At 66.6% G+C, this 19,551-nt stretch carries 19 protein-coding genes; 13 read left to right on the forward strand and 6 right to left on the reverse strand.

The features are described 5' to 3' along the window. The first annotated feature begins 17 nt into the window (after positions 1-17). Positions 18-1,262, forward strand: coding sequence for an MFS transporter (locus tag E8M01_RS19775; protein ID WP_136961699.1), 1,245 nt, complete (start codon positions 18-20; stop codon positions 1,260-1,262). Positions 1,263-1,292: 30 nt separating this feature from the next. Here the strand turns inward: E8M01_RS19775 and E8M01_RS19780 are convergent, their stop codons facing one another. Next, the gene (locus E8M01_RS19780) at positions 1,293-2,186 is read right to left on the reverse strand and encodes a beta-keto acid cleavage family enzyme (RefSeq protein WP_170181980.1); all 894 of its coding nucleotides are present in this window, start codon (positions 2,184-2,186) and stop codon (positions 1,293-1,295) included. Then, the gene (locus E8M01_RS19785) at positions 2,183-3,157 is read right to left on the reverse strand and encodes a Bug family tripartite tricarboxylate transporter substrate binding protein (protein ID WP_136961701.1); all 975 of its coding nucleotides are present in this window, start codon (positions 3,155-3,157) and stop codon (positions 2,183-2,185) included. Before E8M01_RS19785 ends, E8M01_RS19780 begins: the two co-directional genes overlap by 4 nt. Before the next feature lie 173 nt (positions 3,158-3,330). Between E8M01_RS19785 and E8M01_RS19790 the strand changes: the two genes are divergently transcribed. From E8M01_RS19790 to E8M01_RS19835, 10 genes are all read left to right on the forward strand, one after another. Next, positions 3,331-4,314: a LacI family DNA-binding transcriptional regulator gene (locus tag E8M01_RS19790; RefSeq protein ID WP_170181981.1), complete on the forward strand. Its 984-nt coding sequence runs from the start codon at positions 3,331-3,333 to the stop codon at positions 4,312-4,314. 565 nt (positions 4,315-4,879) lie between these two features. Continuing rightward, positions 4,880-5,893, forward strand: coding sequence for a quinone oxidoreductase family protein (locus E8M01_RS19795; protein ID WP_136961703.1), 1,014 nt, complete (start codon positions 4,880-4,882; stop codon positions 5,891-5,893). 17 nt (positions 5,894-5,910) lie between these two features. Then, positions 5,911-6,348: a PaaI family thioesterase gene (locus E8M01_RS19800; RefSeq protein ID WP_246088367.1), complete on the forward strand. Its 438-nt coding sequence runs from the start codon at positions 5,911-5,913 to the stop codon at positions 6,346-6,348. Positions 6,349-6,420: 72 nt separating this feature from the next. Continuing rightward, positions 6,421-8,037 (forward strand): ABC transporter substrate-binding protein, encoded by a 1,617-nt coding sequence (locus E8M01_RS19805; RefSeq protein WP_136961705.1) that lies wholly within the window; start codon positions 6,421-6,423, stop codon positions 8,035-8,037. 15 nt (positions 8,038-8,052) lie between these two features. Then, the gene (locus E8M01_RS19810) at positions 8,053-9,021 is read left to right on the forward strand and encodes an ABC transporter permease (protein ID WP_136961706.1); all 969 of its coding nucleotides are present in this window, start codon (positions 8,053-8,055) and stop codon (positions 9,019-9,021) included. Between the two features lie 12 nt (positions 9,022-9,033). Then, positions 9,034-9,876: an ABC transporter permease gene (locus E8M01_RS19815; RefSeq protein ID WP_136961707.1), complete on the forward strand. Its 843-nt coding sequence runs from the start codon at positions 9,034-9,036 to the stop codon at positions 9,874-9,876. After that, positions 9,876-10,880, forward strand: a complete 1,005-nt coding sequence (locus E8M01_RS19820; protein WP_136961708.1) for an ABC transporter ATP-binding protein — start codon at positions 9,876-9,878, stop codon at positions 10,878-10,880. Before E8M01_RS19815 ends, E8M01_RS19820 begins: the two co-directional genes overlap by 1 nt. Next, positions 10,858-11,853, forward strand: a complete 996-nt coding sequence (locus E8M01_RS19825) for an ABC transporter ATP-binding protein (protein WP_136961709.1) — start codon at positions 10,858-10,860, stop codon at positions 11,851-11,853. The genes E8M01_RS19820 and E8M01_RS19825 overlap by 23 nt, the downstream gene beginning before the upstream one ends. 25 nt (positions 11,854-11,878) lie before the next feature. Beyond that, positions 11,879-13,393: a class I adenylate-forming enzyme family protein gene (locus E8M01_RS19830; RefSeq protein WP_136961710.1), complete on the forward strand. Its 1,515-nt coding sequence runs from the start codon at positions 11,879-11,881 to the stop codon at positions 13,391-13,393. A gap of 4 nt (positions 13,394-13,397) precedes the next feature. After that, positions 13,398-14,159 (forward strand): SDR family oxidoreductase, encoded by a 762-nt coding sequence (locus E8M01_RS19835; protein ID WP_136961711.1) that lies wholly within the window; start codon positions 13,398-13,400, stop codon positions 14,157-14,159. On the opposite strand, the gene E8M01_RS19840 is transcribed toward E8M01_RS19835, so the two are convergent. Continuing rightward, on the reverse strand, positions 14,156-14,791 hold the full coding sequence (locus E8M01_RS19840; protein ID WP_136961712.1) for a TetR/AcrR family transcriptional regulator: 636 nt from the start codon (positions 14,789-14,791) through the stop codon (positions 14,156-14,158). The genes E8M01_RS19835 and E8M01_RS19840 overlap by 4 nt on opposite strands. A gap of 75 nt (positions 14,792-14,866) precedes the next feature. On the opposite strand from E8M01_RS19840, the gene E8M01_RS19845 reads away from it, so the two are divergent. Beyond that, the gene (locus E8M01_RS19845) at positions 14,867-15,979 is read left to right on the forward strand and encodes a DUF2855 family protein (RefSeq protein WP_136961713.1); all 1,113 of its coding nucleotides are present in this window, start codon (positions 14,867-14,869) and stop codon (positions 15,977-15,979) included. A gap of 15 nt (positions 15,980-15,994) precedes the next feature. Here the strand turns inward: E8M01_RS19845 and E8M01_RS19850 are convergent, their stop codons facing one another. Continuing rightward, entirely contained in the window at positions 15,995-16,438 is a 444-nt protein-coding gene (locus E8M01_RS19850; protein WP_136961714.1) for an Lrp/AsnC family transcriptional regulator, read from the reverse strand. Positions 16,439-16,576: 138 nt separating this feature from the next. Between E8M01_RS19850 and E8M01_RS19855 the strand changes: the two genes are divergently transcribed. Continuing rightward, on the forward strand, positions 16,577-17,833 hold the full coding sequence (locus tag E8M01_RS19855) for a D-amino acid dehydrogenase (protein ID WP_136961715.1): 1,257 nt from the start codon (positions 16,577-16,579) through the stop codon (positions 17,831-17,833). Between the two features lie 62 nt (positions 17,834-17,895). Here the strand turns inward: E8M01_RS19855 and E8M01_RS19860 are convergent, their stop codons facing one another. Beyond that, positions 17,896-18,828, reverse strand: coding sequence for a helix-turn-helix domain-containing protein (locus E8M01_RS19860; RefSeq protein WP_136961716.1), 933 nt, complete (start codon positions 18,826-18,828; stop codon positions 17,896-17,898). Positions 18,829-18,928: 100 nt separating this feature from the next. Further along, complete coding sequence (locus tag E8M01_RS19865) at positions 18,929-19,486, reverse strand: GNAT family N-acetyltransferase (protein ID WP_246088368.1); 558 nt, start codon at positions 19,484-19,486, stop codon at positions 18,929-18,931. Positions 19,487-19,551: the final 65 nt, after the last annotated feature.

Raw genomic sequence — 19,551 nt, forward strand, 5'->3', positions numbered from 1 at the left:
GGCTGAGGTAGGCTATCATGAACGACGCAACCACGGCCGGAGCGCCAGGGCGCGCACACGCCGAAACCGACACCCGGCTCGCCATGCTCGCGATGTTCGGCATCCTGCTGGCGTCTTATGTCATCAACGCCATGGACCGGCAGATCTTCCCCCTGCTGGCCGCCGATGTCCGCAAGGAATACGGCTTCTCGCTCGCCGATACCGGGCTGTTGTCGACCATCTTCACTTTGGGCATGGCGGTCGCCGGCTGGCCCACCGGCTATCTCCTGGCGCGCTATTCGCGCAAGGCCGTGCTGCAGATCGGCATCGCCATCTTCTCGGTCGGCACCGTTCTGACGGCCTATGCCGGCGGCATGGCCGACATGCTGGTCTATCGTGCCGCCACCGGCATCGGCGAAGCCATGCAGCTGACCGCGCTGATTGCGGTCGCCACCAGCTATTTCGTCCGCTACCGCGCCGTTGCGGTCGGCGCGATCAATGCGTCCTTCGGCGTCGGCGCCATCATTGGCCCGATCGCCGCGGCGGTGCTGCTCAGCGCGCAAGGCACTTGGCGCGGACCGATCATCGGTTTCGGTCTGATCGGTTTTGTCGCCATGGCGGCGATCTGGATCGCGGTCCGGCCGTCGCTGACCGAAGTGGTCAACAATCGGCAGAGCCTGGCGGGCGAAGGTGGCGCGTCGGGCCTCAACAACCGCAACACCGTGCTGTTGACCTTGCTCAGCCTGATCGGCGGCCTGATCATCTATGGCTATCTCGGCATGTATCCGACCTTCCTGCGCGAGCAGCTGCATTATTCGCCGGCCGATACCGGCAGCGTCATGAGCATTTACGGGCTCGGTGTGCTGGCCTCCCTCATCGGCGGTTGGCTCGGCGACCGGTTCTCGCCCCGCCTGGTGCTCGGTTTCGCCTTCCTGTCGGCGGCAGCGCTCGGCTATTTCATCTTCCAGGGCGCCACCGCCTTTGCCGCGCAGGCCTGTCTCTCCTTCGTCTGGGGTTTCGTCGTCAGCGGCACGATCTATGTCAATCTCGCCGGCTACCACGTGAAGTCGGTCGTGCCGGATCAGGCCGGCCGCGCCACCGGCATCTTCGTCACCAGCCTCTATGGTTCGGGCGCCTTTGCCGGCTACCTCATCGGCTTCATCGCCAACAAGGCGGGCTGGGTCAGCGCCGGCCTGATCCAGATCTCATGCCTGGCGATTGTCGGTGCCTTGCTGTCGCTGGCGCTGAGCCCGCGGGACATGTCGAGCTCCCGGTCCCGATAGGCGACGGCGGTGGCCGTCGTCGCAACCGGCTCAAGCACCGCGATCGCGATTGGCTCCGGAGCCATGCCGCGGCTGAACGTCGACGGATGGCAAGGCGGGCAAGCCCAGCAACCGCCGCGCCTGGTCGGCTGTTGCGATCTCTCGTCCAAGGCTACGGGCGACAACCACGGCCTCGGCGACCAGTGCGGCGTTGCCGGCGACTGGACCGCCCTTGGCATCGAAGACGTGATCCTCGAGGCCCGTGCGGACATGGCCACCATGCAGGATCACCTGTCGCTGGATCGCCCGGAAGGCCACAGGATCATGCGTCTGGATCGAGATCGACCAGAGCGCGCCCGCGGGCAACCGCTCGATCAGGACCGGCAGCAGCTTCAAGTCGACGGGCATGCCGCCCGGCACGCCCATGACGAATTCGACCATGACGGGCGGAACCAGCGCGCCCTCGGCAAGAAGCCGGTTGAGCGTCGCCATCTGGCCGGTGTCGAACACCTCGAGGATCGGCTTTGAAGCCGTCGCTGCAATGGCCTGCGCCATGCGATCGACAAATCCCGGACTGTTGTCGTAGAGCCGCCCGCCGAGGTTAAACGGACCGCAAGCCAGCGTCACCAGTTCGCCGCCGCTCTCGATCACCGCGAGCCGCGCCGCGTGATCGGCCTTGCCGCCATCGTCGCCGGCGCTGAGATCGATCACGGCTTCGCATCCGCCATGGCGAATGGCCGTGACCATCGAGCGATAGGCCGCGGGCGCCATGGTCGTGCCGCCATCGGCGGTGCGGGCATGAAGGTGGACGATGGCGGCACCCGCCCGCCAGGCGGCGATGGCGTCGGCCATTACCGCCTCCGGCGTCACCGGATGGGCCGGGCCTTTGCGCGGGGCCCCACCGGTCAGCGCGGCCGTGATGACCAGCGGCTGCGACGGGGTCAATTGGTCATCCTGATACCGGCATCCCGCACCACCCGGCTCCATTTGTCGATCTCGCCGCGCACGAAAGCGGCATAGGCGTCTGAGCTGCCGCCGACCGCGATCGCCGATTGCTGTTCCATCCGGGCAAGCACCTCCGGGCGCCTGAGCAAGGCGTTGAACACCCGGTTGATTTGAGCCGCCACGTCGGGCGGCACCGCCGCGGGGGCATGGATGCCATGCCAGGTCTCGGCCTCGAAGCCGGCCACGGTCTCGGCCACCGGCCGGACCGTCGGCAGCATCGGCACGACGTTGCGCCCACCGACGCCAATGGCGCGCACGCCGCCCGATTCGATGAAGGGCCGGGTGGTCGACACCGTCGAGAAGGCGACCTGGACCTCGTTGGTCAGCACGGCCTGCAGGACCGGGCCGCCGCCGCGATAGGGGATGTGCTGGATCTGCACCCCGGCCAGCCGGTTGAACAGTTCCATCATCAGATGCGAGGCGCCGCCCGGGCCAGCCGAGGCATAGTTCAGTCCGCCGGGCTTCTCTCTGGCCGCCGCGATCAATCCTTGCAGGGTGCCGCCGCCGACCGAGGGATGGGCGATCATCGCCATCGGCAGGTTGGCGAGATGAATGACATGCACGAAGGCCTTGTCGATGGCATAGGGCAAGGTCGGAAACAGCGCCCCGGCAACCGCATTGGCGCCAATGTCGCCCATCAGCAGGGTATGGCCGTCGCCGGCCGCCTGCGCGGTGCTGGCCGCGGCCAGCGTGCCGCCGGCGCCCGGCCGGTTCTCGACGACCAGCGGCTGGCCGTTCGCCTCCTCCTTGAAGCTCTCCGACAGGATGCGGGCGAGCGTATCGGCGGCACCGCCCGGTGCGAAGGGGATCAGGATCCTGACCGGCCGTTCCGGCCAGGTGGCGGCCCTGGCGCGGCGGGCGAGCGCTGGTGTCGCGGCAAGCGCGGCCATGAGGCAACGGCGTGAGATCATCGATTTTCCTCCGCGGTCCCGATCGGTGGTGCCTGGCCCGAAAATACCGTCAAAGCGGTGGGAAAGGCTGGCGTTTGCCGTCTTGACTCTTGATGTTAACGTTCACATAGGAGAATATCGGTGAAATGGACGATGTCAACCAAGGTCGCGACGGGGTGTCACGGAAATCGACCATGACCGAGGTCGCGCGGCGCGCCGGCGTCTCGGTCATGACGGTGTCGCGCGTGTTCAGCGACCCTGACAGCGTCGCGGCGGAAACCCGCAGCCGCATCGAGCAGGTGGCAGCCGACATTGCCTATATCCCCGACGGCATCGCGGCGGCGCTCAAGCGCCGGGCTTCGAACGTGGTGGCGGCCGTGGTGCCGTCGCTGACCGACAATCTTTACACCGCGATCCTGCGTGGGCTGTCGGGCGAATTGTCCAGGCACGGCTTCGTTCTGTCGGTCGCGGAAGCCGCCTATTCGTCCACGGAGGAAACGCGGGTGGTGCGCGAACTGTTGCGGCAGCGCCCGGCGGCGCTCGTGCTGCACGAAACCAGCCATGAGGCCGGTCTGCTGCGGCTGATCAGGCAGGCCGGCGTGATCGTCATCGAAACCGGCGATCTCGTCGATGCGCCCGTCGATACCGTGGTCAGTTTTTCGAACCATGATGCGACGGCGGTCCTGACCCGCCACCTCCTGGACCGGGGCCGCCGCAACATTGCCTTCGTCACCTTGCCGCTCGCCCGCTCCAGCCGTGCGCGCCGCCGCCATGACGGCTTCCGCTCGGCGCTTGCCGCGGCGGGCCTCGCCGCCGCCCCGGACGCGGTTTTCGAGGCGGCCGGCGGCTACGCCGATGCCGCGGCGCTGATGGACCGGATCCTGGCGGCGAGGCCGGTCTTCGACGCGATCCTCGGCGCCGGCGACGTCCTGGCGGTGGCGCTGGCGATCGAGGCCATGAAGCGCGGCCTGGCGGTTCCCGGCGACCTCGCCATCGCCAGTTTCGACGATCACGAGATCGGCCGGATTCTCGATCCGCCGTTGACCGGTTTGGATATTCCCCGCGAGGCCATCGGGCGGCGCGCGGCCGAGATCATCGTCGGCCGGCTGAAGGGCGCGCCTGCCGTCGAGCGCCGGGTCGATCTGGGCTTCGCCTTGGCGGCGCGTGCATCGACCTGACCATGCCTCTGACGGGCGTCGCGGAGCGAGCCACGAACGACGGCTGGCGGTTGTGTCGGCCGCGAGAGAATGTACGTTTTAAAGAACGATCTTGCGGAGAGATTTGGTCTTCAAATGTCTGATCGGAGAGACAATGTTGATCGAAATGTCGATTCATCGACATGTTGGGAAGCGATAGGCATCTCAAATTCGTGAATTTTGCAAAGTTATCGGCCAATTTTGATCATTCGAGGATTCGGCTTCTCTGCTTGAGTCTGCTGGGAGTTCAATTCACTACGATCGTATCGTTCTTCAAAAAGAACATTCCGGTTGACATAGCGGACCCTCGGCGGAACACTTAGGACACTCCGCAGAGGGCCGGTGACAGGCTTTTCCGGCCGCTGCGGTGGCTTCTATTGGACGTTCCGGAAAGGCCGATGCGGCCTCGGCTTCGTCGATCGATGCGCAAGGACAAGTCGACGATCCGCACCGGAAGCCCGTGGGCTCCGGAACGGGGAGCGCTTGTCCGCGCCATCGGCGACGGCCCGGTCCGGGGCGGCAGCGATGACAGGGAAAGCGTCTCGATATGCGTGCAGTGGTTTTGCGAGAACATGGCGGCCTCGACCAGCTTCGCCTGGAGCCGGATTTTCCGACCCCGACGGCCGGCGAGGGCGACGTGGTGCTGCGGGTCCGGGCGAGCTCCCTCAACTACCACGATGTCTTCACCCGCCGCGGCATGCCGGGCATCAAGATCCCGCTGCCGGTCATCATTGGCCTTGATGTGGTTGGCGAGATCGCCGAGATCGGCCCTGGCGTCACCGGCTGGAACATCGGCGACCGGGTGCTGGTCGACCCGATCAACCGGGTCGAAGGCGGCCTGATGGGCGAGACGGTCAATGGCGGGCTCGCCGAATATTGCCGCGCGCGCGCCCATCAGCTGATCCGCATTCCCGAAAATGTGTCGTTCGAACAGGCAGCCGCACTGCCGGTCGCCTATGGCACGGCGTTGCGCATGATGACCACCATCGGCAAGGTCTCGGCCGGTGAGAAGGTGCTGATCCTCGGTGCCAGCGGCGGTGTCGGTGTCTGCTGCGTGCAGCTCGCCAAGCTGGCCGGCGCCTATGTCATCGCCGCCGCCGGCTCACAGGAAAAAGCCGACCGGCTGCTGGAGCTCGGCGCCGACGAGATCATCCTCTACCGCGACGAGGATTTCCTCAAAGTCGTGCACGAACGCCACGGCAAGCCACAACGGCGGCGCCACGACAAGAGCGGTGGCGTTGACGTCGTGGTCAATTTCACCGGCGGCGACACCTGGGTGAAATCGCTGCGCGCGCTGCGCCTCGGCGGCCGCCTGCTCACCTGCGGCGCCACCGCCGGTTTCGCGCCGACCGAGGACATCCGTTTCATCTGGACCTTCGAGCTGCAGATCCTCGGCTCCAATGGCTGGGAGCCGAAGGATATCGGCGAACTCTTCGACCTCATTGGTTCGGGCAAGCTGAAGGCCCTGGTCGACAAGACCTATCCGCTCGACCAGGCGGCGGAGGCACTGCGCGTCATCGAGGACCGCGAGGTCATCGGCAAGGTCGTGGTGACGCCATGACCGCCGAGGCAGTATCCGTGACCACGGCCCGTTCGAATTCCCCCCTCTCCATCGAACAGCTGCAGGCCAAGCTCGACGCCTCGCCGTTCAGCGCCTTTCTGGGCCTGAAGGTGGTCTCGGCCGATGCGGCCCGCGAGGAGATCACCATTCGCGCGCCGTTCCGCCCCGAGCTGGAACGCGGCGCCGGCACCGGCCAATGGCATGGCGGCCCGATCGCTTCGGTCATCGACACGGTCGGCGATTTCGCCCTGATCATGCTGATCGGCCGCGGCCTGCCGACCATTAATTTCCGCGTCGACTATCTCCGCCCCGCCGTGAACACCGCGCTGATCGTGACCGCGAAGGTACGCCGCAACGGCCGCAGCGTCGGGGTTTCCGATGTCGACGTGTTCGACGAGCGTGGCACGCTCTTGGCCATCGGCCGGGCGAGCTACGCGACCCAGGACAAGACCTGACGGGAAAGACGGCCCGGCGCGTCGGCGCCTGGCCGCAAGCCGCATGTTCAGACCGAGTTGAAAGGTGCCCCGATGTCCAGCCTCTCCCGCCGCAATCTGCTCGCCGGCACCGCCGGCGGCGTCCTGGCCTCCGTGATCGGCGGTCACAGCCTGGCCTTCGGCCAGGGTGCCGGCGCCACGCCGAAGCGCGGCGGCACCTTGACCGCCACCTGGGGCGGTTTCGAGCCGCAATCGCTGTTCGTGCCGCCGGGCGGCGGCTCCAGCCCCTATTTCACCTCGACCAAGGTGCATGAGCGGCTGTTGCGCCTGAACAACGATCTCGGTTTCGAGCCGGTGCTGGCGCTCGAGGTCACGGCGGCCGAAGACTTCATGAGCTACATCATCAAGCTGCGCCCCAATGTCACCTGGCATGACGGCAAGCCGTTCACCGCCGACGACGTGGTGTTCAACGCATTGAACTACTGGAAGACGATCTCGGCCGGCGTGGCGCTGAAGGCGCTGGTCGGCGCCGAGGCGGTCGACGCCACCACGGTGCGCCTGGCCTTCGACGCGGCCGTTCCGGACTTCTTCCTGAAGTCGATCCTGGCCGGCAAGTCGGGCCTCGTCATCCCCAGGCACCTTTATGACGGCCGCGACATCCTGACCAACCCGGTCAACAACGCTCCGGTCGGCACCGGTCCGTTCAAGGTCAAGGAATGGGTTCGCGGCAGCCATGTCGAGTTCAGCCGCAACGAACGCTACTGGGACCCGCAACTGCCCTATCTCGATCGGCTGGTGATCCGCTGGTGGCGCGATCCGGCCTCGCGCTCGGCGGCCTTCGAGGCCGGCCAGCTCGACATCGGCGTGTTCAACCCGACGCCGGCTCCCGACATCAAGCGCCTCGATGCCACCGGGCGTTTTGATTCCACCACCAAGGGTTATGACAATTCGGCCTGGGTCTCGACCATCGAGTTCAATTCGCGCCGCGACATCGTCAAGCGCGCCGAGGTGCGCCGCGCGATCAACCACGCCATCGACCGCAGCTTCATCGCCGAGACGATCTTTTTCGGCCTGGCCAAGCCGGCCGCCGGGCCGATCCCGAGCAGCAACAAGCTGTTCTTCAACAAGGATGTCCCGGTCTATCCGTTCGACGTCAGGAAGGCCGGGCAACTGCTCGATGCCGCCGGTTTCCCGGTCCGGAACGGCAGCCGATTCAAGCTCAATGTCGTGGCTGCCGGCTGGTTCGAGGAGAACGTCAAGCTCGGCCAATATGTCAAACAGGCGCTCGAGGACATCGACATCACGGTCGATCTGGCAATCCCCGACCGGGCGACCTCGCTGAAGCGCATCTATACCGACTACGACTACGATATCGCGCTGTCGAACAATTCCGGCGCGGTCGAGCTGGTGCCGCAATGGACCCAGTTCACCACCTCGGACGGCATCCTCAAGGGGGCGGCGTTCCGCAACGCCAATGGCTATTCCAACCCCAAGGTCGACGACATCGTCGCCAGGCTGTCGGTCGAGATCGACCCGAAGAAACGTGTGGCGCTCGCCCATGAATTGCAGGTGGTGATCGCCACCGACGTGCCCTGGACATCGCTGGTCGAGATCGAGTCGGTGACGGTCGCCAGCGCCGATGTCCGCGGCCACTCCCAGTTCGCCGATTTCATGGGCGAGAGCTGGGGCAATGTCTGGCTCGACCGCTGAGGCGGGAGACAGGCCATGCAACGTATCCTGCTCCGGCGTCTTGCCCAGATCGTGCCGCTTCTGCTCGGCGTCATCGTCCTGAACTTCGCGCTGATCCAGCTCGCGCCGGGCAGCTTCCTCGACGTGATGACCGCCGAGCAGCAGGTCAGCGATCCCGTGCTGATCGAACGGTTGCGCGTGCTCTACGGCATGGACCAGCCGGCGATCGTCCAGCTCGGCAAATATATCTGGTCGGTGCTGACGCTGGATTTCGGCTTCTCCTACCGGCAGAACGCACCGGTGCTGGATGTGATCCTGCATCACCTGCCGGCCACCGTGATCCTGATGCTGGCGAGCATCGCCATCGCGCTGATCGTCGGCGTCACCGCCGGTGTCATCGCCGCGGTCAAGGTCAACACCGTCTGGGACAACCTGATCTCGCTCGGCGCCGTGTTCTTTTTCGCCGCCCCGACCTTCTGGCTCGGCATCATGATGACCGTGCTGTTCGCGGTGAAGCTCGGCTGGCTGCCGGTCGGCGGCATGCGCACCATTGGCGGCCCTGGCGGTGTCATGGCCGACACGCTGGATGTCGGCCGCCACCTGCTGCTGCCGGCGGTGTCGCTCGGGCTGTTCTATGCCGCCATGTATGCCCGCGTCATGCGCGCCGCCATGCTCGAGGTGTTCCGCCTGGAGTTCGTCCGCACCGCCCGCGCCAAGGGCCTGTCGAGCGCCGGCGTTGTCATCAAGCATGTCCTGCGTAACGCGCTCCTGCCGGTGGTGACCTTGCTCGGCCTGCAGCTCGGCACGGTGGTCGGCGGCAGCGTCGTCATCGAGGCGGTGTTCAGCTGGCCGGGCATCGGCAGCCTGATGCTCGACAGCGTAATGAGCCGCAACTACCCCGTGGTGCTCGGCGTCATGGTGTTGTCCTCGCTGATCGTCGCGCTCGCCAATGCCGCGGTCGACCTCGCCTATTTCAAGCTCGATCCGCGCATTCGCGCCCGATAGCGAGCAGATATCATGGCTCCCTTCATCGATTTCGTCAGGCGTTTCGGCCGCAATCGCGCAGCCCTTGTCGGCCTCCTCGTCATCCTCGCCGTCATCGTCTTCGCCGTGATTGCGCCAAGCCTGTTTCCGCGCAATCCGCTGCGCATCGTCGGCCGGCCGGAGATCTGGCCTTTCCTCAATCCGCGCTTTCCGCTCGGCACGGATTCGCTCGGCCGCGACATCGCCGCCATGGTCGCCCACGGCGCGCGCACGACCTTGATGATCGGCCTGTTCGCCAGCCTGACGGCCACCTGCATCGGCGTCGCCATCGGCGCGACGGCGGCCTATTTCGGCGGCTGGGCGGACGAGGTGCTGATGCGCTTCGCCGAGCTGTTCCAGACGGTGCCGAACATCATCTTCATCCTGACCATCGTCTCGATCCTCGGTCAGTCCATCGGCAATATCACCCTGGCTGTCGGCATCGTCACGTGGACGCCGATCGCCCGGCTGACCCGCGCCGAGTTCCTGTCCTTGCGCGACCGCGAGTTCATCCAGGCCTGCCGGGCCATGGGCATGAGCGACTGGCGGATCATCGTCGGCGAGATCCTGCCCAATGCCTTGCCGCCGGTGATCATCCTGTCGTCGCTGGTGATCGCCAGCGCCATCCTGTTCGAATCCTCGATCTCCTTCCTTGGCCTGGGCGATCCCAATGTGGCGAGCTGGGGCGGGCTGATCGGCGATGGCCGCACCTTGATCCGCACCTCCTGGTACATTTGCGCGGTGCCCGGGCTTGCCATCATGCTCACCGTGCTGGCGCTGAACCTGATCGGCGACGGGCTCAACGACGCGCTCAATCCGAAGCTGAGGGACCGGTGATGGCACCGGCTCTCGCGGTTACCGACCTCGCGGTCGAACTGGTCACCCGGCGCGGCCGGCTGAAGGCGGTCGACGGCTTTTCGCTCGCTGTCGATGCCGGCGAAACCGTGGCACTGGTTGGTGAATCCGGCTGCGGCAAGTCGCTGACCGCGCTGGCCCTGATGCGGCTGCTGCCGGAGCCGCCGGCGCGTATCGCGGGCGGCTCGGTGGCGCTCGGCGGGCGCGACCTGGTGCAGCTGTCCGAACGTGCGATGCGCGACGTCAGGGGCCGCGAGATCGCCATGGTCTTCCAGGACCCGATGACCTCGCTCAACCCTGTCGTGTCGGTGCGCCGCCAGCTCGTCGAGGCGATCCGCCGTCATCGATCGATGAGCGCCGCGGATGCGACGGTGCGGGCGCTCGAGCTCCTGCGCCAGGTCGGCATCCCCGATCCGGAGCGGCGGCTCGACGACTATCCGCATCAGCTCTCCGGCGGCATGAGCCAGCGCGTGATGATCGCCATGGCGATTGCCAGTCGGCCGAACGTGCTGATCGCCGACGAGCCGACCACGGCGCTCGACGTCACCATCCAGGCGCAGATCCTGCGGCTGATGAAAGACCTGCAGGCCGCCACCGGCATGGCGCTCATCATCATCACCCACGACCTCGGCGTGGTTGCCGAAACCGCCGACCGGGTCATCGTCATGTATGCCGGCCGCAAGGTCGAGGAAGCGCCGGTCGACGATATTTTCGAGCGGCCCCTGCATCCCTATACGCGCGGCCTGATCGGCGCGACACCCTCGGCGACGCGGCTGAAGCGCGGCCGGCTGGTCGAGATCCCGGGCAGCGTGCCGGGCCTCGACGCGCTGCCGGCCGGCTGTGCGTTCGCCAATCGTTGCTCACTGGCGATGGACCGCTGCAGGACCGAACAGCCGCGCCTCGTCGATCACGGGGAGGGCCGAGGCGTCGCCTGCTTCGCGGCCGAGATGGAGGATCAGCGCCATGTCGCTCTTGTCGGTGCGTGAACTGAGCGTCGCCTTTCCGAGCGCGCGCGGCCTGGTGCAGGCGGTCAGCGAGGTCAGCCTCGAGGTCAATCCCGGTGAGACGGTTGGCCTCGTCGGCGAGTCCGGTTGCGGCAAGTCGACGCTCGGCAAGGCGATCATGCGGCTGGTGCCGATCGCCGCCGGCACGGTCTCGGTCGAGGGTACGGCCATCACCACGCTGACCGCAGGCGCGCTGAAGCCTCTGCGGCCACGCGTACAGATGATCTTCCAGGATCCCTACAGCTCGCTCAACCCGCGCCATCCGGTCGGCAAGATCATTGCCCAGCCGCTGGTCGTCGCCGGCCGGCCGCGCGCCGAGATCCGCGAGCGGGTCGAAACCGTCATGGCCAAGGTCGGCCTGCCCAAGGATGCCGCGAGCCGTTATCCGCACGAATTCTCCGGCGGCCAGCGCCAGCGCATCGGCATTGCCCGCGCGCTCGTGCTCAATCCCAAGGTGCTGATCTGCGACGAACCGGTCTCGGCGCTCGACGTGTCGGTGCGCGCCCAGGTGATCAATCTCCTGCAGGATCTGCAGCGCGAGTTCGGCGTCTCCTACCTGTTCATCTCCCATGACCTCTCGGTGGTCGAGCACATCGCCGACCGGCTCCTGGTCATGTATCTCGGCCGCATCGTCGAGAGCGGGCCGGCGGCCGAAATCTTCGCGGCACCGGCCCATCCCTATACCCGCGCCTTGATCGAGGCCGCGCCGGTCGGCGACCCCAGGCTCGCCCGCACGCGCCGTCGCCAGATCCTCGAGGGCGAATTGCCGAGCCCGCTCGATCCGCCGACGGGCTGCGCCTTCCACACGCGCTGCCCGCTGGCCCAGGCCGTCTGCCGCGAACGTGCGCCGCGTCTCGAACGCCGCGGTCCGGGCCGTTCCGTCGCCTGCCATTTCGACATCGCCAGGCCGATCCAGAGCCCGGTCCGGCGCGCCGCCGAGCCCCTCGACGCCTGACCCATCAGCCAAGGACTTCGCCACCATGTCACGCTGGATCAATCTCGGGGATCTCATCGACCGTTCACGCGATCTCGACCGGGTCGCGGTGATCGACCTCGGGGATCAGCACGCACCGCGCCAATGGACCCACCGCCAAATCGATGCCCATGCCAATGGCGTTGCCCGGCTGCTGACCGAGGCCGGCCTGCCGCGCGGCGCCGCCGTCGCGATCCTGGCGCTCAACCGGGCCGAATATATCATCAGCTATTTCGGCATCATGCGCGCCGGCTTCGTTGCCGTGCCGGTCAATACCAAGCTGCCGCGCGAGACCATCGACTACATCTTCGAGGATTCGCGCATCGTTTTCGCCTTCACCGACGCGCCGCGCCGGCATCTCGTGCCGGCTGCCGTGCCGGTGGTCGATTTCGACGAGGCCGGCCCGGAGGGCTTTGCCGCCCGTGTCGTGCCCGGCGCCTTCGAAACGGTGCCGGCTGGTCCCGACGAGATCGGCCAGATCCTCTATACCTCCGGTTCCACCGGCCGCCCCAAGGGTGTGCCGCTCAGCCATTCAGGCCAGCTCTGGGCCTTGGCGACGCTGACCGCGGCAACCGTGCCGGAGATCGACCGCTCGATCATCGCGCAACCCCTGTTCCACATGAACGGCCTGTTCCAGTCGAAGAGCGTCTTCGCCACCAACAGTTCGGTGGTCTACCTGCCGGGCTTCGACACACCCTCCTATATCGACGCGTTGGAGCGCTATCAGGTGACCAATGTGATGGCGGTGCCGACCATGCTGGCGCGTGTCGTCAAGGACGAAAAGGCGCTGGCCGGCCGCGACTTCTCACGTCTCAAGCGCATCCGCCTCGGCTCGGCGCCGCTGACGCTCGGCCTGATCGAGCGCATCCGCGCGGCCTTCCCCGGCATCCCGGTGACCAATGGCTTCGGCACCACCGAGGCCGGCCCGGCGGTGTTCGGTCCGCACCCTGACGGTCTTGCCCAGCCGCCGCTTGCGGTCGGTTATCCCCTGGTTGGCGGCGAGGTCCGCCTGGTTGACGGTGCCAATGACGACGAGGGCGTGCTGCTGATGCGCAATCCCGCGGTGACGCCAGGCTATCTCAACCTGCCGGCGCAGAGCGCCAAGGTCCTGGAGACCGGCTGGTATCGCTCCGGCGACGTATTCCGGCGCGACGAGAACGGCTTCTATTATTTCGTCGGGCGAGCCGACGACATGTTCGTCTGCTCGGGCGAGAACATCTATCCGGGCGAGGTCGAGAAGCTGCTCGAACGCCATCCGCAGGTGCAGCAGGCGGCGGTCGTGCCGCTGCCCGACGAGGAGCGTGGTCAGGTGCCGGTCGCTTTCATCGTGCGGCGGACCGAGGGCGCGATCGCGGTCGACGAGATCAAGCGTTTCACCATCGACAACGGGCCGGCCTACCAGCATCCGCGGCGGGTCGAGTTCCTCGCCGACCTGCCCTGGGCCGGCACCAACAAGATCGACCGCAAGGCGCTGATCGAACGCGCGCGGGCGCTCGAAGCGAGCCAGGCCTGGTCACGCTGAGCCCATGACCCGCCCGATCAAACCCGTTGCGCTGGTGACCGGCGCGAGCCGCGGCATCGGACGCGCCATTGCGCTCAGGCTTGCCCGTGACGGCGTGGCGGTGGCCGTCCACTACAAGTCTGGCGAAACCGAAGCGGCGGCAACGGTGGCGGCCATTGCCGCGGCTGGCGGCTCGGCTTTCGCGGTGCAGGCGGACCTCGGCAGTCCCGACGGTCCGGCCGGGCTCGCGGAAACCTTCGGCCGCCAATTGACCGCACGTTTCGGCGGCCCCGGGTTCGACATCCTGGTCAACAATGCCGGCATCGGCCGGCGGGCCCGGATCGCCGATGTCAGCGAGGCCGATTTCGACCGGATCCTGACGGTCAACCTGAAGGCGCCGTTCTTCCTGATCCGGACCTTGCTGCCGCATCTGCGCGACGGCGGCCGGATCATCAACCTGTCGTCGATGGGCACCCGCGCGGCCTATCCGGAAATGGCGGCCTATGCGCCGGCCAAGGCCGGCCTCGAAGCCCTGACCCGCCTGCTCGCGGTCGAACTGGGCGCACGCGGCATCACCGTCAACGCGGTGCTGCCGGGCGCGACCGCCACCGACATGAACCCGGGCGCGCGCGATCCCGCGACCAGCGTCGAAATCGCCCGCACCATTGCGCTCGGCCGGGTTGGCCAGCCCGAGGACGTTGCCGGCGTCGTCGGTTTCCTTGCATCCGCCGATGGCGCCTGGGTGACCGGCCAGAGCATCGACGCGAGCGGCGGCCAGCGCCTCTAATCGGGTGGTGTTCGCAGGGCCTGCCGGGCGACGCGCTCCAGTTCGGTGACCCAGTCGCCGAGCGCCTCGGCGGGTGGGCCGACCAGCAGCACGTAACGCCGCGCCCCCCAGGTGGCGACGCAGAGCGCGCGGATGGTCAGATCCGGCGGCTGCGGCGTGAGATCGGACCAGGACCTGACGGCCTCGGTCCATTTGGCGGTCAGTTCGTCGAAGAACCGGCGATGATGTTTCGGCTCGGCGACCTCATGCTCCCGCGCCAGCATGGCCGCGTCGAAATAGGCGGCGTCGCGATCGACGCAGGCGGTGATGCGGACGAGCCGGGCGAGGCGCTCGTCCCAGGCAAGGCCACCGGCGGCGATCACCTGCGCGTCGATGCGGGCGAGCAAGAGTTCCAGGCTGTGGCGGACATAGCCTGAGAACAGCGCCTCCCGGTTCGGGAAATAGTCATAGACCGTGCCGACGGCGAAGCCGGCTTCGGCCGCCACCGCCTTGGTATTGGCAGCCTTTGGGCCATCGCGCCGCCAAATCCGAACAAAGGCGTCGTAGAGCGCCTGCACGGTGAATTTGGCGCGCGCCTGTGACGGCCGTTTCAGCGGTTTCGGCAGGGCTTTTGGCTCTTGGTGGCGCGACATCTGGAAACCGAACTCAAGCGCAGCGGCGAATTGCTAGGTTCCATCACGACCCGCAACCAGCGCCTGGAGGCTAGCATGACCGACCGCCTGACCGTCACGCTTCTGTTGACCGACAAGCAGGACCTCGGCCGCTCGCTGATCGCCACGCGCGAAGAAAGCGCCGCCGCCGCCCCGGGGGAAGTCGTGCTCGAGATCGACCGCCTGGCGCTGACCACCAACAACATCACCTATGCCGCTTTTGGTGATGCCATGGGCTATTGGGGGTTCTTCCCGACCGGCCGGGCGGACTGGGGCCACATGCCGGCCTGGGGGTTCGCCGAGGTGCTGTCCTCCGGCGTCGAGGGGGTCGATGTCGGCGAACGCTTCTACGGCTATTACCCGATCGCCAGCCATGTCCGCATGCAGGCCGAGCGGGTCACCAGTCGCGGCTTTTATGACGGCAGCGCGCACCGCAAGGCGCTGACCTCGGCCTATAATCAATATGGCCGCTGCAGCCAGGACCCGGTCCATGCCGTGGCCTTGGAAAGTTACCAGGCGCTGATCCGGCCCTTGTTCATCACCTCCTTCATGCTGGTCGATTTTCTCGAGGACAGCGGTTTTTTTGGTGCCCGGCGCCTGGTCATATCAAGCGCTTCGAGCAAGACCGCCTATGGCACGGCCTTCTGCCTGGCGAGCGGTGAGGGCCGGGGCATCGAACGTCTGGGCCTGACCTCGGCGCGCAACGAAGGCTTCGTGCAGAGCCTTGGCTGCTACGATGCGGTTGCCCGCTACGACGACATCGCGAAGCTCGATACCGCCGTCCCGACGCTCTATGTCGATTTCTCCGGCGACGTAACGCTCAGGAGCCGCATCCACCATCATCTCGGTCCAGCGCTGGTCTATGACTGTTATGCCGGTTCGGCCGCCAATACCGAATTCCTCAGGGACCAGGATCTGCCGGGGCCGGCGCCGCAATTCTATTTCGCCCCGGTGCAGATCAAGAAGCGCAATGCCGACTGGGGCCCGGCGGTGGTCAACGAGCGCTTCAACGCAGCGCAGCAACGCTTTATCGCCCGGATCTCCGACAAAGCTCATCCCTGGCTGACGCTGGTCGAGGCCGGGAGCTTCGCGGCGGCGCAGGCCGTGATCGCCGCGCTCAACGGCAATGGCGGCGATCCCCGTGAAGGCCATGTCGTGCGGCTCGGCTGACCGATAGCGCGGATTTCAGATCACGCTGCGAATGGCGAAGCTCGACTGGATGCGCGAGACACCCGGCAGGCGCGACAGCACATCCTTGTGCACCCGCTCATAGTCAGCGGCATGGGTGATCTCGACCCGCACGAGATAGTCAGACGCGCCGGTCATCAGGTCGCATTTGCGCACCTCGGGGCATTTGCGGATCGCCGCCTCGAACCGGGCGAGATAATCCTCGGTCTGCCGCTCCAGCGTGATATGGGCGATCACCACGGCCATGTTCTCCGACAGGCGCTGATCGATCAGCGCCGTGTAGCCGCTGATGATGCCGCTCGTCTCCAGCATCTTGACCCGCCGGAGACAGGCCGAGGCCGAGAGCCCGACGGCCGCGGCCAGGTCGGCATTGGTCATCCGTCCGTCGGCGCGCAGGAGCAGGATGATGCGGTGATCGGTGGCATCGAGGGCGTGTGACATGATCTGCCGGATCGTCGAATATCATTGCGTCAAGGTCAATGAATTCGAACAAACCGTTGCCGATATCAAGCACATTCGACGCTTCAACTCATATTGTCCGGCGCATCAGGGGCATCGGCTGGCAATCAGAGACACGATATGAAGACGGTCATTCTCGGCAGTGGCGTGATCGGGGTCACCAGCGCCTATTACCTGGCACGGGCTGGCCACGAGGTGGTGGTCGTCGACCGGCAGCCCGGCGTGGCGCTGGAAACCAGCTTCGCCAATGCCGGCGAGGTCTCGCCCGGTTATTCCTCGCCCTGGGCCGGACCCGGCGTGCCGGCCAAGGCGGTGAAATGGCTGACCATGAAATACGGGCCGCTGGTGGTCCGGCCGAAGCTCGATCCGGCCATGTGGATCTGGATGCTGCGCATGCTCGGCAATTGCACGGCGGCGCGCTATCGGCTCAACAAGGGCCGCATGGTCGCGCTCGCCGAATATAGCCGCGACTGCCTGATGGCGCTGCGCGCCGAGACCGGCATAACCTATGACCACCGGAGCCAAGGCACGCTGCAGCTGTTCCGCACGCAAAAGGATCTCGACGGCACCGGTGGTGATATCGCGGTGCTCAAGGAGTTCGGCGTCGGCCACGAGCTCCTGGACCGCGCCGGTTGCGTGGCGGCTGAACCGGCGCTCGGGCTGGTCCAGGAAAAATTCGCCGGTGGCCTGCGCCTGCCGCATGACGAGACCGGCGACTGCCACATGTTCACGCAGGCGCTGGCCGCCAAGGCCGCCGCGCTCGGCGTCACATTCCGCCAGGATATCCGCATCGACCGGCTCGCCGCCGATGGCGCCCGCATTACCGGCGTCGAGACCAGCGCGGGTTTGATCACGGGCGACAACTACATCCTCGCGCTCGGCAGCTATTCGCCGCTGATGTTGCGGCCGCTCGGCATTGGCATCCCGGTCTATCCGGTCAAGGGCTATTCGCTCACCCTGCCGGTCACCGAGGCCGAGGCGGCGCCGGTCTCGACCGTCATGGACGAGACCTACAAGGTCGCGATCACCCGGCTCGGCGACCGCATCCGGGTCGGCGGCACGGCTGAGCTCGGCGGTTATGACCTGACGCTGCATGCCGGCCGGCGTGCGACGCTGGAACATTCGGTCGGCGACCTGTTCCCGCGCGGCGGCAAGATCGAGGGCGCCAAGTTCTGGACCGGCCTCAGGCCGATGACGCCGGATGGCACGCCGATCATCGGCGGCACGCGTTATGCCAATCTCCATCTGAACACCGGCCACGGCACGCTCGGCTGGACCATGGCCTGCGGCTCTGGCCGGTTGATGGCTGACCTTCTGTCCGGCCGGCCGACCGATATCGACCCCAGCGCCTATCGCATGGATCGCGGCGCGGCCTGAGGCCGTCGGGGCGCGCGCTTGGCCGGCCTTCGGCAGGGCGCTGCTCCCCGCCGTTCGACCGGTCAGACCGCGTCAGCCAGCAGCGGCTTCATGGCCTCGTTGATCCAGGACCACTCCGCCCCGGATGGGTTGCGGGCGTCGCCCCGCAGGATGGCGAGCAGTTCCTGATAGCGGGTGGAGCGGGAATGGTGCTTGCGATATTGCGCGCGGTGCCATTCCAGGAAGCTCGCGTCCGGCACGCGCTTCATCGCCTTGGCCGAACTTTCGAGCCAGTCCCGCGCGATCGCGAGGCCGGTCGAAGACGAGGGCTGCACGCCGTCTTCGATCGCCTTCCGCACCTTGGCCATGATCCGGTTCGCCGCCTCGGCATAGGCTGCCGGATCGAATTCGTCGTTCCAGAAGCCGGCGGCCTCGGTGCGCATCTCGGCGATGAAGTTTTGGTCGGTGATGATCGCCGTCAGCTCGGTCCAGGCGTCGATCTGTTCGGATGTCGGGTCGTCAGGCAGTTCCGGCGTGCCGGCGGCGATCATCTGCCGTTTCCAGTCGTCGTCCATGCGGGCGCCTTCGGCGACCTGGTCGTAGAAGCGCTCGATCATGGTGCGGAATTGGGCGTTGGAAAGGGTCGTCACGGTCCATAACCTCCTGAGGTCGGATGGGCTGGGATGGGGTGCACGCAGCGTCGCCCGTAGCACGGCGGCGACACGGCGCTGCGCGGCGATTTCGGCCTCCAGCGCCTGAAGCCGCATGGTCAGGACATCGGCCAGCGAAAGCCGCCGCGACAGGATCTTCCGGATGATGTCGAGGCTGACGCCGGCATCTCTTAATGTCCGGATCAGGTCGAGCCGTGCGACGTCGGTTTCGGAATAGATCCGATAATTGCTGAAGGTCCTGGTCGCCGGCGGCAGCAGGCCCTTGTCGGAATAGAAGCGGATCCGCCGGACGGACAGGCCGCTGAGCTTGGAAAGCTCGCCGATCGTGTGCAGTTTTTCGGTCATGGCGACGTCCTACAGGCTCCACCAGGTGGAGGGTCAAGCGCGCCATGCTGCGGTCTTTTTTATCGTCCGTACGGGGGTGCGGCGAACAGGCACCCGGTCATCACGATGGCGATCGTCCGGGCTCTTGCGCATCCGCTGCGCTGAAATCGTCCCTCGTCAGCGCGTAGCATTTGCAGGCAAGGCCGTCGTGTTTGCCGTCACCGGTGAATTTCAACCCGATCTTTTCGGCGACGTGGATCGAGGCCGAATTGCCCGGGTCGATGTCGGCGACGATCCGGCCGAGCCCGACCGTTCGGAACGCATGGTCGACGATCGGGCGGGCCGCCTCGGTTGCATAACCCTTGCCCCATGCGTGCCGGTTCAGCCGCCAGCCGATCTCGATCTCCGGCCCGACCCCGTCGTAAGGGACGAGGAGGATCCACCCGAGAAACTGCTCGGGTTGCTGCCTGGCGAAGATCGACCAATATCCCAGGCCGGCATCGTACGACGTCTCGATCCGCTCGCGCAGGAAGCGCTCGTGCTGCGCGGCGTCGTTCCAGGGCCCCGCGACATATTTCGTCACCGCCGGATCCCGATCCATGGCCAGGCAAGCCTCGAAATCCCGCATCGAGCGAGGCCAGACCAGAAGACGATCCGTTTCAAAGTGTGGCAACAACACCGTCTTCTCCTGTCGCGCAGCGCGGTCAAGACGCGGCGCTTCGATCAGCGCCTAGCCTGCAAGGC

The sequence above is a fragment of the Phreatobacter stygius genome, assembly GCF_005144885.1.
In the GTDB taxonomy this organism is placed as follows: domain Bacteria; phylum Pseudomonadota; class Alphaproteobacteria; order Rhizobiales; family Phreatobacteraceae; genus Phreatobacter; species Phreatobacter stygius.